The organism is Sulfurimonas iocasae (assembly GCF_047716755.1).
GTDB lineage: Bacteria > Campylobacterota > Campylobacteria > Campylobacterales > Sulfurimonadaceae > Sulfurimonas.
In genome coordinates, this window is record NZ_CP180409.1 from 2,710,090 (window position 1) to 2,724,260 (window position 14,171).

Here is a 14,171-nt window from a genome sequence, read left to right on the forward strand (position 1 = left end):
GAAGCAATGATTTAAACCATTAATGCTTCTCTAGCACCCTCTTTAATCTCTCCAATCAAATAACCATCAGTCTCTGCTAAAACTTTATCAACATTAGCATCTTCTACAACTAAAATCATTCCAACACCCATGTTAAATGCTCTAAACATTTCAGCTCTATCAATATGAGGAGCCATTAGTTCAAAGATAGGAAGAACTTTTATAGAGTCTTCTTTAACTTCAGCCATTAGGTTCTCTGGAAGAACACGAGGCAAGTTTTCAACAATTCCACCACCAGTAATGTGAGCCATTGCTACTATTTCATTTCTTAATTTTTTAAATGTTTTAACATAGATATTTGTAGGCTCTAGTAGAGTCTCAATAAGTGGTTTTCCATTGAAGTCATCTTCGAACTTCATTCCCATTTTCTCAAACAAAACTTTACGTGCTAGAGAGAAACCATTTGAATGAAGACCTGAACTTGGGAGTGCAATAAGTTTATGCCCAGCTCTTACAAGCGAAACTCTGTCCATTTCAGATTTTTCAGCAACACCAACTGCAAAACCAGCTAAGTCATAATCATCTTGGGAGTACATTCCTGGCATCTCAGCAGTTTCCCCACCGATTAGAGCGCACTCGCTTCTTATACAGCCTTCAGCGATACCAGCAACAACGTTAGTTGCTACGTTAACATCAAGTTTGCCGGTTGCGTAGTAGTCTAGGAAAAAAGAAGGAGTTCCGAAGTTACAAAGAAGGTCATTAACACACATAGCTACTAAATCTATTCCTACAGTGTTATGTATTCCACTATCTATTGCAAGTTTAAGTTTTGTACCAACACCATCAGTTGCTGCAAGCATAACAGGTTCTTTAAAACCTTTTGGAAGTTCAAATGCACCTGCAAAAGAACCAATCCCACCCATAACACCAGGAATTCTTGTAGATTTTACTAAAGGTTTGATATTTTCAACAAAACTATTACCTGCGTCTATATCTACGCCGGCATCTTTGTAACTAATTTGACTCATTATTTTGATTCCGATTTGGGCAAATCACATTTTTTTGAAATTATACAAAGTGGACAAAAATTAGCAATACCTGCAACAAGAGGAAGAACTCCTAGATAAAACCAGTAAATTCCTGTAATAAAACCTGTAGCTATTAAAGCCAAACCTAAAGCAATACGAAAAGTTCTACAAAAACTTCTTATTTTATTGAAATTCATTTTGATACCCTTAATTTTTTTGTAATTATATCTATATTAAGTAAAATTAATCATAATATGCTAAAATCGCCTTAAAATATACCAATTTCCACTAGTGACTACTATTTTAAACGAATATATATTCTCTTAGTGTGAGACAAAAGTGTGCAGGAGCTACTAGTAGCTTCAAATACTTTTAACGAAGCAATAAGTTAAATATATTCGCCCTTCGGGTAAAAGATAAGCTATCATCTAGCATCGTTAAATCTTTTTGAATTAAAAAAATTAGTTCTGCAAAGATTTGCCTTGTAGCTAATAGCTTATCTTTTATTTAAAACAGGAGTCTTTAGTGGAAATTGGTATAAAATAAGGAATTATTAAAATGAAAGAATTTATTTACTCTGAAATGATGGTGCATGTTCCAATGTGTACTAGTAAAAATCCACAAAATGTTTTAATCATTAGTGATAATGCAAATGTGCTTGCAAGAGAGATTTTAAAACATAGTGATGATATAAGCACAAAAGCGGTTGAGTGTTCTCTAGATGCAGTTCGTGACTTAGATGATTCAAGTGTAGATGTTATTATATGCGAGATGAGTTCAGATTCCGTGCTTTTAGCACATCTTAGTCGTATATTAAAAGAGGATGGACAACTCTCAATCAAACATCCTTCTTTAGATGAAGTTGAAGCAAATAAAACTATGATGAAAATCTTAGGAAATTACTTTAAAGTTATTATGCCGTATAATATCTCTAACGGTTCGACAGCTCTTTTAGCTTCTAAGGAGTATCACCCAACTGCAGACATTAATCTGCACCGTGCTGATATGCTTGATAACAATCAGTTTTACAACTGTGATGTTCATATAGCTTCATTTGCAATGGGTAACTATATTCGTAAAGAGTATTTAGGAATCATTAAAAACTAATATATAGGGTAATAAATGGCTTTTGAATATGCTATTGCACTAACAGGAGGAATTGCTACAGGCAAAAGTACTGTAGCTTCTCTACTTGCTTTAAACGGTATGAGAGTTATAGATGCAGATAGCATCTCGCATGAAATACTAGATGCATCTGTATCTTGGGTCAAAGAGACCTTTGGTGAAGAGTTTGTCAACGGCTCAAAAGTAGACCGTGCAAAGCTTGGAAATATAGTCTTTTCTGATGAAGAAAAAAAGAGAATCTTAGAAGAGTTTTTACACCCTAAGATTAGAACTGAAATAGAGAAAAGAAGCATCAAGCAAGATAGTTTCAAATTCCCATACCTTATAGATATACCACTTTTTTTTGAAAATGGTGCCTATGATATTAAGGAGAGTGTAGTTGTTTACACTCCATCAGATGTTCAGCTAGCTAGATTTATGAAGAGAAATGGCTACTCTCTTGAAGAGTCACTAAAGAGAATAAGCTCCCAGATGCCAATTGATGAAAAGAAAAAAAGAGCTACTTGGGTTATAGACAACTCAAAAAACCTAAAACATCTTCAGCAAGAAGTTGAGGATTTTGTCGAAAAAATAAAGGCTAAATACTTATGATGATATCAAAATACAGTGCCAATGGAAATGATTTTGTAATCTTTCATTCAGATGTTAAAGAAGATAGAACAGAATTGGCAAAAGAGTTATGTCACCGTCAAGATGGCATCGGTGCTGATGGTCTTATAGTTATAATTCCAAATAGTGAATATGACTTTGAATGGCAGTTTTATAACTCTGACGGAAGCCATGCTGATATGTGCGGAAACGGTTCTCGTGCTTGTGCCCATTATGCTTATATAAACAACCTAGCATCTAAGAAAATGAGCTTTTTAACGGGAGCTGGGGTTATAAAAGCTGAAGTTGATGCTGATATGGTTCTAAGTGAACTTACCCCACCTAAGGTTTTAGATAAAAATATAGAGTTTAATGGTAAATCTTGGTGGTTAATAGATACAGGAGTTCCTCACCTTGTTCATTTTACACAAAACATAGAAAAGTTTGACATAGAAGAAGCTAGAGAATTAAGACATAAATACAACGCCAATGTAAATATCGCTTTTATAGATGCAGATAAAAATATAAAAGTCAGAACTTATGAGCGTGGTGTTGAAGATGAAACACTAGCATGTGGAACTGGTATGGCAGCTTGTTTTTACAGAGCGTATAGTGAAGAAAAGATTCCTAATAGCATTGAAGTTTATCCTAAAAGCGGTGATACCCTATATCTTGGAATGAATGATAAAACAATTACTTTTAAAGGTGTAGTAAAAAATACTTTTAATACTGACTGGGATTCTATTAATTAGCACACTATACGAGCAAAGCCCATATAGTTACGCTCGCCGCTAAGGCACTAAAGCTTAGTCTCTTTAGAGACTAAAGTCCAGCAGCCTCAACAATTTTTGCTTGATGATCAGCGATAAGAGGTTCAATAACTTCATCTAGAAGTCCGCCATGCATGATTTCATTAAGTCTGTAAAGTGTAAGAGTGATTCTGTGATCACTCATACGATTTTGTGGATAATTGTAAGTACGAATTCTTCCGCTTCTATCTCCGGTTCCAACTTGAGCATTTCTTGCTTGGCTATCTTTAGCTTGAGCTTCTTGCATCTCAAGATCATAAAGTCTAGCTTTTAGAACCTTCATAGCTTTTTCTCTATTTTTATGTTGAGATTTTTGATCTTGATTTGTTACTACTAGACCAGTTGGCAAGTGAGTAATCCTTACAGCAGAGTCAGTTGTATTTACAGACTGACCACCACATCCAGAAGAACGCATTACATCGATCTTAAGATCATTTTCATTTATCTCAACTTCAACATCATCAACTTCAGGCATAACCGCAACCGTAATAGCTGAAGTATGAACACGCCCTTGTGATTCTGTAGCAGGAACACGTTGAACACGGTGTGTTCCACCTTCATATTTCAACCTGCTATAAACCTGATCACCTTTAATAAGTGCAATAACTTCTTTAAATCCACCAGCATCTGATGGAGACGTACTCATAAGTTCAACACTCCAGCCTTTTACGTCAGCATATCGGGTATAAGCGTCAAAAAGATCACCTACAAAGATTGCTGCCTCATCACCACCCGCTCCTGCACGAAGCTCAACAATAATATTTCTATCATCATTAGGATCTTTAGGTAGAAGTAGAAGTTTAATATCTTCTTCTATAAGTGATTTTTTAGGTTCAAGTTCTTTGAGTTCTTCTTTAGCCATTTCACCCATTTCAGCATCACTTAGCATTTCTTTAGTATCAGCAATATCTGAAATTAAAGTTTTATACTCTTTTGCTTTTTCAACGATTGGTAAAAGTGAAGATTGTTCTTTTGAGAGTTCTGTCATTCTTTTGATGTCAGAAGTTATGTCAGGTGAACTCAGCAGTTCGCTAAGTTCATTATAACGGTTGATAAACGGGGTAAGTTTATCAGAGAGCATAATTTTATGCTCTAATTATATAGCGTTTACAGATTTTTGTAGACGACTAACTTTTCTAGCAGCAGTTTCTTTTTTTAAGATACCTTTGCTTACAAATTTGTGAATTTGTTTGTTAGCAACTTTAAATGTTGCAGCTGCTTCTTCTTTATTTCCTGCTTCTATCGCAGTGTTTACATCTTTTACAATGTTTTTAAGACGAGTTCTGTAAAAACGATTACGCTCTGTACGAACGATAGTTTGACGAATTCTCTTAATAGATGACTTGTGATTTGCCATGCATGAGTCCTTCTCATTAATTTTTTAGTGCGCAATTTTAGCTTAAAGATAATTAAATTTAAGTTAAAGACAAGGTAAATATACAAATTTTATGTTTAAATGTAGATATCTTGCCAAGGCTAGAGCTTTGCTGAAATAAAATGAGATTGTATAGTAGGTATAATTATGTTAAAATACAGCACTTTAATATTATGGAATTATAATGAAATTATTTGGAACAGATGGAGTTAGAGGCGAAGCTGGCTCTTTTTTAAGTGCACCTTTAGCGATGAAAATTGCAATGGCTGCTGGGATATATTTTAAAGCTCACGCAACAACTAATAGAATTTTAATTGGAAAAGATACTCGCAGAAGTGGTTACATGATAGAAAATGCAATTGTAAGTGGTCTTACTGCAATTGGTTATGATGTTATAGAAATCGGTCCTATGCCAACTCCCGCAATAGCTTTTATTACAGAAAATATGAGATGTGATGCTGGTATTATGATTAGTGCATCTCATAATTCATATGAAGATAACGGAATTAAATTTTTTGACGGACAAGGAGATAAACTTTCTCATGAGGTAGAAGCTGAGATAGAAGCAATATATGCAGATGAAGAAAGACTTCTAGAAGCTCAAGTAACCGCTAAAAAAATAGGAAAAGCAAAAAGAATAGATGATGTGATTGGTAGATATATTGTTGCCCTTAAAAACTCTTTTCCAAGAGAACTTTCACTTAGCGGGATGAGAATAGTCCTTGATACGGCGAATGGCGCAGGTTATATAGTAGGACCTACCGTATTTGAAGAGCTTGGTGCCGAAGTTGTAGTTCTACACGATAAACCTGACGGATTTAACATTAATGAAAACTGTGGAGCACTTCATACAAAAGATCTTAGAGAGAGTGTTGTGAAGTATAGAGCAGATTTAGGAATCGCTCTTGATGGAGATGCTGATAGACTTGTAGTAGTAGATGAAAACGGTGAAATAATAGATGGAGATCAACTTTTAGGAGCTCTAGGTTCATATATGAATGACAGAGGTGTATTAAAAGGTGGTGGAATTGTTTCTACTGTTATGAGCAATAAAGGTCTGGAAGATTTTATGGCTTCAAAAGACTTGAAACTATTTCGCTCAAAAGTTGGCGATAAAAATGTTTTAGAAATCATGAAAAAAGAAGGTATAAACTTTGGTGGAGAACAGAGCGGTCATGTTATAATAAGTGATTTTGCTAAAACAGGAGATGGTCTTGTAAGTGCTCTTCAAACTTTAGCACTTTTAATAAATACAAAGACAAAAGCTTCTGTTGCACTACGTCCATTTAGCCTCTATCCTCAAAAACTTGTAAATATTAACATCAAAACTAAATTACCACTCAATAAAATTGATGGGCTAGATGCTAAGCTCAAAGAGTTAGATGCAAAAAATATTCGCCATCTTATAAGATATTCTGGAACAGAGAACAAGCTGAGAGTTTTACTTGAGGCTAAAGATGCCAAAGAGATGAATGCAAACATGGATGAGATGATAGAATTTTTTCAAAAAGCTTTAAATGCCTAACCCTACATTACGACTTAGTGCCATTATGTTCTTCTCAATGGCTGGTATTTTTATTGTTGATCAAAACATTAAAATGCTATTTGTAGATGGCTTTCGCTACTACACTGATTGTATTGATTTGATTTTGGTTTATAACAAGGGTGTAGCATTTTCTATGCTTGCTTTTTTAGATGAGTGGTTAAAGTACATCCAGCTTGTTTTAGTTAGTGGTATACTAATATACATCATAACTTTAAAAAAAATATGTTTTGCACTTCCAGCAGGCTTGTTGCTTGGAGGTGCTTTTTCAAATGTATATGATAGGTTTGTTCACGGTGGAGTTGTAGATATGGTTTACTGGCACTGCGGTTTTGACTTTGCAGTGTTTAACTTCGCTGATGTAATGATAGATGTAGCGGTTGTGTGGTTTTTAATTTTAAATTTTAAACCAAAACTATGCAAAAGCTAATTAAAAGCAGATTTTAGGTATTATTATCCAAAATAATAGTTAAAATACGACTAATAGATATAAGAAAAGGAAATTGATGGAAATCAAATCAAATAAAATAGATGGCGCTAACGCTATTATAGAGGCAACAATTTTAAGAGAAGTTATTGATGCTAACTTAGAGAAAATTGCTAAGGAATTAGCAAAAACTGCAAGTATTCAAGGTTTTCGTAAAGGTAAAGTCCCTATAGCAATTATTAAGAAACAATATGGTGAAAAACTTGTTCAAGATGCTGAAGCTGAAGCTCTTCGTGATGTACTTTCAAAAGGTTTAGAAGAATTAAATATTACAAATGATTCACTAATCGGTGAGCCAAATATTTCTAAATTTGATAAGTCTGATGATAAAATTGAAGTAGCTGTAAAAGTTGCAATGAGACCGCTTATTGAACTTGGTGATTATGCTTCAATGATTACAGAATTTGATAAGCCTGTTATTTCTGACGCTGATGTTGAAAAAAGAATCAAAGAGTTAGCAGAGTCACAAGCTCCACTAAAAGATATCGCAAGAAACCGTAAAATGAAAGATGGCGACACTGCTGTTATTGACTTTGAAGGTTTTGTAGACGGCGAAGCGTTTGAAGGTGGTAAAGCTGAGAACTTTGAACTACGTTTAGGTTCAGGTCAGTTTATTCCTGGTTTTGAAGATCAGCTTATCGGTGTTAAAAGAGATGAAGAAGTTGAAATTAACGTAACTTTCCCTGCAGAATACCAAGCTAAAAACCTTGCTGGCAAAGAAGCAATGTTTAAAGTAAAAGTTAACGGTATAAAAGTTAAAGATGAAGTAACGATTGACGATGAATTAGCTAAGAAAATGCTTCCAGGTCAAGATGACGCAACTTTAGAGGAACTTACAAAACAAGTTAAACTTCAAATGGAAAATGAAGAATTATCTAAACTTTACAATGACGAGTTAAAACCTGCATTGTTAGAGACTTTTGTTGCTGGAATCAACTTTGATCTTCCAGAGTTTGTTGTAGATCAAGAAATTGACATGGCATTAAACAAAAAAGCTCAAAGCATGAGCGAAGATGAAATTAATGTGCTTCGTGAGAATTCAGATAAATTAGAAAAACTTCGTGAAACTTTCCGTGAAGATGCGCAAAGAAGCGTTAGAGCTACTTTTATAATCGATGCATTAGCTGCTTCTGAAAATGTAAAAGTTGAAGAGCAAGAAGTTATGCAGACTATCTATTATGAAGCAATGCAAACTGGTCAAGATCCACAAAAAGCGTATGAGCAATATAAAGATTCTGGTTACCTTCCTGCAGTTCAGATGTCAATGGTAGAAGACAAAGTTCTTAGCCAACTTCTTAACTCAAAGATAAAAGAAGCTTAGTCGTGAGTTATATTCCTTATGTAGTAGAAAAAACCGCTCGCGGTGAACGCTCTTATGATATCTATTCTCGACTTTTAAAAGATAGAATTATTATGCTAAGTGGAGAAGTTAACGATGCAGTTGCTTCTTCAATTGTTGCACAAATGCTATTTCTTGAAGCTGAAGACCCAGAGAAAGATATTTATTTCTACATAAACTCTCCTGGTGGAGTTGTTACTGCAGGAATGGCTATTTTCGATACTATGAACTATATTCGTCCACATATTACTACAATATGTATAGGACAGGCCGCATCAATGGGTGCATTTTTACTTTCATCTGGCGAGAAGGGTAAGAGATATGCTCTTCCACATGCTCGTATCATGATACACCAACCATTAGGTGGTGCTCAAGGTCAAGCAACAGATATAGCTATTCAGGCAGAAGAAATTCTTCGTATGAAAGTTGAGCTTAATGCTATTTTGGCAAAAAATACTGGTCAGAGCGTTAAGAGAGTAGAAAAAGATACCGATCGTGACAACTTTATGAGTGCTAAAGAAGCTCTAGAGTATGGGATGATTGACGAGGTTTTAGTTAAAAACGATAAAGAGTAAGGGGTAAATATGGCCGGAGCTTTAAGAAGTAGAAATCATCGTCATGTTAGCGTAGTCAAAGAAGAACACGGTACTGCTAAACTAGATATGAATGAGCCTACTAGCGATTTAGAAATATATTCAAAAGAGGTATTAAGTGCTCTGATAACAGATAACTTACCACCTACTCCAAACAACTTCTCACTCTATTTCGATAGACTTCTAGAGGATAAGAGTGAGAACCTTCGCAAGCAGATACAATCTATGCTTGAGCTTGAAGAGAGTAATGATGATGAAAACACTATCATGCTTGAACAAAGCTTAAAGCAAGGGTTTGGATCTGTAAAGAACATCTTGAGTGTTGCTGCGAACCTTTACAAGAACATGTCTCTAATGACAAAAATACTTGAAAAGAGAAAAAAAGAACTCGAAGATAACACAGAGATTCAGGCTGCTGCTGGAATTGCTGCATCTTTAGAAGGTGATGTCTCAAAGCTAAATAATATTTTGAAAAAACAGAGTGCTCAGATAAAGACTCTCTATGATGATACTGCTAAAATAATAAAAAGTGTAGAGAACGAGACTATTTTTGATAATAAATACGGTGTTTATAACAAACGTTATTTATTGACTAAGATAGAGCAAGAAATAGAGCTTATTACAGAGTTTAAACACAAAAGTTCACTTATCATGATAGAGCTATCAAGAGAGTTAAAAGAGAGTGTAGACAACGAAAAAGCTATAACTCTTATGACGAGAACTATTGCTAGACTTCTTCTTAAAACATCAAGAAGAAGTGATACGGTTGCTCATTATAGCAATGGAGTGTTTGCAATGCTTTTAAAACACACCGATATCCCTAGTGCACTAAAAGCTAGTGAGAGACTATGTGACTTAGTTTCTAATTCTAACTTTTTCTTGGCAGATCGCGAGATACAATTAAAAATATCTATAGGTATTACAGACATTGCAACACTTTATTCTGTGGAAGAAATAGTTGTTAGTGCTATGGATGGAATCGAAAAAGCGTATAGTGATAAGAAAACAGATTTTGCTGTATCACAAAGAAATAGACCAGTACAACCAACACAAGAGTAAATATATATAGATGAAATTAAACATAGTAGAATATCCAGACAAAAGACTTAGACAGAAGTCCAAAAGAGTCGAAAAATTTGATAAAGAGTTACATACTCTTTTAGATAATATGTACCCAATTATGATTGGCACTAACGGAATCGGTCTTGCAGCTATTCAGGTCGCTCATGCTAAACAGGTATTGATATTAAATATTCCAGAAGAAGATGGTGAACAACCGGTAGATAATCTAATTGAGATGATAAATCCTATCATAACGCATAAAGATGGTGAAATTATTTATCAAGAAGGTTGCTTAAGTGTTCCTACTTTTTATGAGGATATTAAAAGATTTGAAAATATCACTGTTAACTTCCAAGACAGAGATGCGAACACAAAGACTTTAGAAGCTAATGGACTCTTAAGTGTAGCTATTCAACATGAAATTGATCATCTTAACGGTATACTTTTTATAGATAAGCTTGCATACTCAAGAAGAAAAAAGTTTGAAAAAGAGTATAAGAGAATGCAAAAAGAAAAAAAATCTCCAAGTAATTAGAGATAATTCATAGCTCTTACTCAAGAGTATCTATCTTTTAATTAATACCTATTTTTTATTTTCCACTCTACTTCCAATAGACTCTTTAGACTTGGTATAATTCTATTAATTAAACACAAACTAAAAGAGTACTATGATACAACTAAACAATATCTCTAAAAGCTTCTCTTCTCAGGAGCTTTTCTCAAACCTAAACTTTAAACTAAACTCAGGAAATCGTGTCGGTCTTGTTGGTCGAAACGGTAGCGGAAAATCTACTCTTTTTAAACTCATACTTGGCGAAGAGAGTTCTGACAGTGGTGAGATTATCATCCCAAAAGGCTACAGAATAGGTACTCTAAAACAGCATCTTACATTTAGCGAGTCAACTCTTAGAGAAGAAGCTGCTCTTGCACTTGAAGAAGAGATGAAGTACGATGTTTACAGAGTTGAGAAGATACTTTTTGGTTTGGGTTTTGCTCAAGAGGACTTAGATAAAAACCCTCTCTCTTTCTCGGGTGGATATCAAATTCGTATCAACCTTGCAAAACTTCTAGTAACTGAGCCAAATCTGCTTCTTTTAGATGAGCCAACCAACTACTTAGACATCGTCTCTCTTAGATGGTTAAAGAGTTTTTTATGTTCTTTTGAGGGTGAGGTAATTTTGATAACCCACAATAGAGACTTTATGGACAGCATCTCAACTCACACTATGGGAATTGTTAGAAAATCTTTAAAAATAATTCCTGGAGATACTCACAAATTTTACGAGCAACTTCAGGCAAATGATGAGCTTCACACAAAACAAAAGATCTCACAAGATAAAAAAGTAAAAGAGCTCGAAGAGTTTATCACTAAAAATAAAGCTCGTGCATCTACCGCAGCTCTTGCTCAGTCAAAAGTAAAACAGCTAGAAAAAATGGACAGACTAGAAGATTTAAACTTTGACAATTCTCTAGAATTTGATTTTAACTTCAAAGATACACCAGCAAAAGTATTGCTTGATGTAAAAGATTTGAAATTTGGTTATACACCTCAAAATATACTTTTTGACAAGATATCTTTTACCTTGCAAAAGGGTGAATGCCTTGGCATTATTGGTAAAAATGGTAAAGGTAAATCAACTCTTTTAAATACTATTGCAGGAGAGTTAAAACAACTTAGTGGAGAAATTAATTTTCACTCTACTACTTCTTTTGCTCACTTTGGTCAGACAAATATAGCTCACTTAAGTGATAAAAATACAGTTATGGATGAGATTTATGTAGGTAATCCTAAACTCTCTGAAGCAAGTGTTAGAAGCATCTGCGGTGGAATGATGTTTAGCGGAGATGCAGCTAAGAAGAAGATTTCGCTTCTCTCAGGTGGAGAAAAAAGTCGTGTAATGTTAGGGCAGATTATAGCTAGAGAAGTAAACACTCTCTTTCTTGATGAGCCGACAAACCACCTAGATATGGAGAGCATCGAAGCACTTACTAATGCTATAAAAAACTTTAAAGGATCAGTTATCATTGTAACTCACTCTGAAGAGCTTCTTCGCAGGGTTTGCGATAGACTTATCATCTTTGCAAAAAATGGTGCAGAGTATTTTGATGGTGGTTATGACGACTTCTTAGAAAAAATCGGTTGGGAAGATGAAGAACAGATTCAAAAAGTAAAAGCTGCTCCAAAAGGCAACCAAAAAAAGAACAAAAAACTTCGTGCTGAAATGGTTCGAGAAAGAAATAAAATAACTTCTCCTCTAAAGAAAAAAGTTGAGAAGCTAGAGAGCAAGATTATGAAAACCGAAGAGCTTTTAGAGCTTCACCATGAAGAGCTCATAGAAGTCTCAAACTCTGGAGATAGTTCTAAACTTATGGAGCTTTCAAAACTTGTATCAGATGAGGAAGCATCTGTAGAAGAGATGTTTCAAGAGCTTGAAATTGCACAGACTGAGCTTGATGAAATAAACGAAGAGTATGAGCAAAAATGGGATAAATAGTAAAAAATATCGATAATCATTTTTTCTTAGATGATTTTTACTAAAACAATGCTAAACTCTAAAGAATTAAAAGAAAACTATTAACAAGGTTACAAATTATGGAGATAACATTACTACTAAAATCAATTATGGGCTTAGTCGTAATTTTAGCCATTCTAATATTTTTGTTATTTTTATCTTCTAAGCAAAAAAAAGAAGAAGTTGCAGCTAAAAAAGCTACAATTACAGATAGAAAATCTCCTAACATAAACCTAGACTATCTTAGATCAATCATAAAAAATAAAAAATCAACGACTAAAGAACTAAAAGAAGCCTTAGAGCTTGTTATAAAGCATCATGGCAGGGTACATGAAAAACTCGGGCTTAGAGCGCACCCGGATTTTGATATTTACATGGATATTTTATTTACTATATGCAGGCATCCAAATACAAATAAAGACATAGTTATAAAGTTTGATAAAGAATTGGGAAGATTAAATCCAGACTATAAAAAAGAGATAAATGACGCTATTACAAAAGGACTAAACTCACGAAGAGTTTAGTCCTTGGCCTTATGTCTATAGGCTTTTTCTTCTTTAAGCATATTAGATAGTAATTCTACAACCTGTTGACTGGCTTTTTCTGCATCGTTAAAATAAGTCATTACATTTTGAGATTCTTGTGTGCATGTATTAGCTTTCACACACTCAACAGCTTTTTTGATATTATCATGAACTAATTTATGTGGCGCAGCCATTTTAGAGTAGCTATCACACTTGCCAAACTTATCTTTACCTATACCGTCAAAATACCATTGTCCAAGTCTACACTCAGTATCTTCCGCAAAGTGACCTTCTATTTCACCACTAAACACAGTCTTGTAGCCATTAGCTTTGAATATAAGATGATCAAGTTTACTAAGAACCATAAATATAGCGTAAGTAACATCTTGGTTTTCTTCAGAAATAACTTGTGAGTTTTGTGATAACTCTTGCATTCTACTTTGGAATACGTCCATCTGCTCGTTAGAGCTAGTAGAGAGTTCCTCCATCGCTTTAGAGTGCTCATGAACTTCTTGAGTATTTTGTTTTAAACTCTGCACAGTTATCTCTACTTCACTTGTAGCTTTTTGTGTTCTCTCTGCAAGTTTGCGAACTTCATCTGCAACAACTGCAAATCCACGACCATGTTCACCTGCACGTGCAGCTTCAATAGCAGCATTAAGCGCTAGAAGGTTTGTTTGATCTGATATATCTTTAATAAGACTGATAACATCAGAAATATTTCCAACATTTTCATTAAGAGTATTAACTTGGTCAAAGGTACTTGTGATATGTTCAAGCAAAGAAGTCATAGTATTGGAGAGTATATTGACATCATTAGAACAACTGTCAGTGTGATTGTTATTTGTAGAGTTTCTTACATCAATATCTTCAAGCGCATTAAGATTATCGCTTAAATCCTGTTGTAATATTTTAAGATCTCTACTACAGCCGTTTGTCAAACCATTTGTTAGTGATTTAATTAGCTCATTCATTTGATTAGCATTATCTGTATGGTTGACTTCTTTTTCTAGTTGAGATATCTTATTCTTAGCAATTTTCAGTTCATCTTGAAGGGAGTTTATCTCCTCTTCTTTTACTTTTAGCTCAACTTCAAGCTTCTTGTTGTCTCCAAATAGCATAATATCTCCGATTTCGTGTTGTTTTTGGATATATTACAACGTAGAATATTATAGAGATATTAAATGTACTAAATTTGTATTTATT

16 protein-coding genes and 1 pseudogene are annotated in these 14,171 nt (G+C 34.3%); 11 read left to right on the plus strand and 6 right to left on the minus strand.

What is annotated here, in order from left to right; all coding sequences use genetic code 11:
• Positions 1–11: 11 nt before the first annotated feature.
• A complete protein-coding gene (gene purM, locus ACLHDE_RS13845) occupies positions 12–1,007 on the minus strand; it encodes a phosphoribosylformylglycinamidine cyclo-ligase (RefSeq protein ID WP_415396987.1) in 996 nt (331 codons plus the stop codon).
• Positions 1,007–1,204 carry a DUF2892 domain-containing protein gene (locus ACLHDE_RS13850; protein WP_415396988.1) on the minus strand — a complete coding sequence of 66 codons (198 nt, stop codon included), beginning with the start codon at positions 1,202–1,204 and terminating at the stop codon, positions 1,007–1,009. The genes purM and ACLHDE_RS13850 overlap by 1 nt, the downstream gene beginning before the upstream one ends.
• A gap of 361 nt (positions 1,205–1,565) precedes the next feature.
• On the opposite strand from ACLHDE_RS13850, the gene ACLHDE_RS13855 reads away from it, so the two are divergent.
• The 3 genes from ACLHDE_RS13855 to dapF are packed head-to-tail and all read left to right on the plus strand — an operon-like array spanning position 1,566 to position 3,472.
• A complete protein-coding gene (locus ACLHDE_RS13855; protein WP_415396989.1) occupies positions 1,566–2,114 on the plus strand; it encodes a spermidine synthase in 549 nt (182 codons plus the stop codon).
• A 15-nt stretch (positions 2,115–2,129) separates the two neighbouring features.
• The gene (coaE, locus tag ACLHDE_RS13860) at positions 2,130–2,723 is read left to right on the plus strand and encodes a dephospho-CoA kinase (protein WP_415396990.1); all 594 of its coding nucleotides are present in this window, start codon (positions 2,130–2,132) and stop codon (positions 2,721–2,723) included.
• On the plus strand, positions 2,720–3,472 hold the full coding sequence (gene dapF, locus ACLHDE_RS13865) for a diaminopimelate epimerase (protein ID WP_415396991.1): 753 nt from the start codon (positions 2,720–2,722) through the stop codon (positions 3,470–3,472). The genes coaE and dapF overlap by 4 nt, the downstream gene beginning before the upstream one ends.
• A gap of 70 nt (positions 3,473–3,542) precedes the next feature.
• On the opposite strand, the gene prfA is transcribed toward dapF, so the two are convergent.
• On the minus strand, positions 3,543–4,610 hold the full coding sequence (gene prfA, locus ACLHDE_RS13870; RefSeq protein ID WP_415396992.1) for a peptide chain release factor 1: 1,068 nt from the start codon (positions 4,608–4,610) through the stop codon (positions 3,543–3,545).
• A gap of 15 nt (positions 4,611–4,625) precedes the next feature.
• On the minus strand, positions 4,626–4,886 hold the full coding sequence (gene rpsT, locus ACLHDE_RS13875; RefSeq protein ID WP_415396993.1) for a 30S ribosomal protein S20: 261 nt from the start codon (positions 4,884–4,886) through the stop codon (positions 4,626–4,628).
• Positions 4,887–5,088: 202 nt separating this feature from the next.
• On the opposite strand from rpsT, the gene glmM reads away from it, so the two are divergent.
• From glmM to ACLHDE_RS13915, 8 genes are all read left to right on the plus strand, one after another.
• The gene (glmM, locus tag ACLHDE_RS13880; RefSeq protein WP_415396994.1) at positions 5,089–6,429 is read left to right on the plus strand and encodes a phosphoglucosamine mutase; all 1,341 of its coding nucleotides are present in this window, start codon (positions 5,089–5,091) and stop codon (positions 6,427–6,429) included.
• Entirely contained in the window at positions 6,422–6,877 is a 456-nt protein-coding gene (gene lspA / locus ACLHDE_RS13885; RefSeq protein ID WP_415396995.1) for a signal peptidase II, read from the plus strand. Before glmM ends, lspA begins: the two co-directional genes overlap by 8 nt.
• 76 nt (positions 6,878–6,953) lie before the next feature.
• The gene (gene tig, locus ACLHDE_RS13890) at positions 6,954–8,255 is read left to right on the plus strand and encodes a trigger factor (protein ID WP_415396996.1); all 1,302 of its coding nucleotides are present in this window, start codon (positions 6,954–6,956) and stop codon (positions 8,253–8,255) included.
• Positions 8,256–8,257: 2 nt separating this feature from the next.
• Entirely contained in the window at positions 8,258–8,848 is a 591-nt protein-coding gene (gene clpP / locus ACLHDE_RS13895) for an ATP-dependent Clp endopeptidase proteolytic subunit ClpP (protein WP_415396997.1), read from the plus strand.
• Positions 8,849–8,857: 9 nt separating this feature from the next.
• Entirely contained in the window at positions 8,858–9,925 is a 1,068-nt protein-coding gene (locus ACLHDE_RS13900; RefSeq protein ID WP_415396998.1) for a GGDEF domain-containing protein, read from the plus strand.
• A gap of 10 nt (positions 9,926–9,935) precedes the next feature.
• Positions 9,936–10,463: a peptide deformylase gene (def, locus tag ACLHDE_RS13905; protein WP_415396999.1), complete on the plus strand. Its 528-nt coding sequence runs from the start codon at positions 9,936–9,938 to the stop codon at positions 10,461–10,463.
• 133 nt (positions 10,464–10,596) lie between these two features.
• Positions 10,597–12,423, plus strand: a complete 1,827-nt coding sequence (locus ACLHDE_RS13910) for an ABC-F family ATP-binding cassette domain-containing protein (protein ID WP_415397000.1) — start codon at positions 10,597–10,599, stop codon at positions 12,421–12,423.
• Between the two features lie 98 nt (positions 12,424–12,521).
• Positions 12,522–12,965, plus strand: coding sequence for a hypothetical protein (locus ACLHDE_RS13915; protein WP_415397001.1), 444 nt, complete (start codon positions 12,522–12,524; stop codon positions 12,963–12,965).
• Here ACLHDE_RS13915 and ACLHDE_RS13920 read toward each other — a convergent pair.
• Positions 12,962–13,420: a CZB domain-containing protein gene (locus tag ACLHDE_RS13920; protein WP_415398548.1), complete on the minus strand. Its 459-nt coding sequence runs from the start codon at positions 13,418–13,420 to the stop codon at positions 12,962–12,964. The two genes, ACLHDE_RS13915 and ACLHDE_RS13920, sit on opposite strands and share 4 nt — an antisense overlap.
• A pseudogene (locus ACLHDE_RS13925) lies at positions 13,400–14,086 on the minus strand (methyl-accepting chemotaxis protein); the annotation flags it as partial. The gene ACLHDE_RS13920 and the pseudogene ACLHDE_RS13925, both read right to left, overlap by 21 nt.
• Positions 14,087–14,171 lie beyond the last annotated feature (85 nt).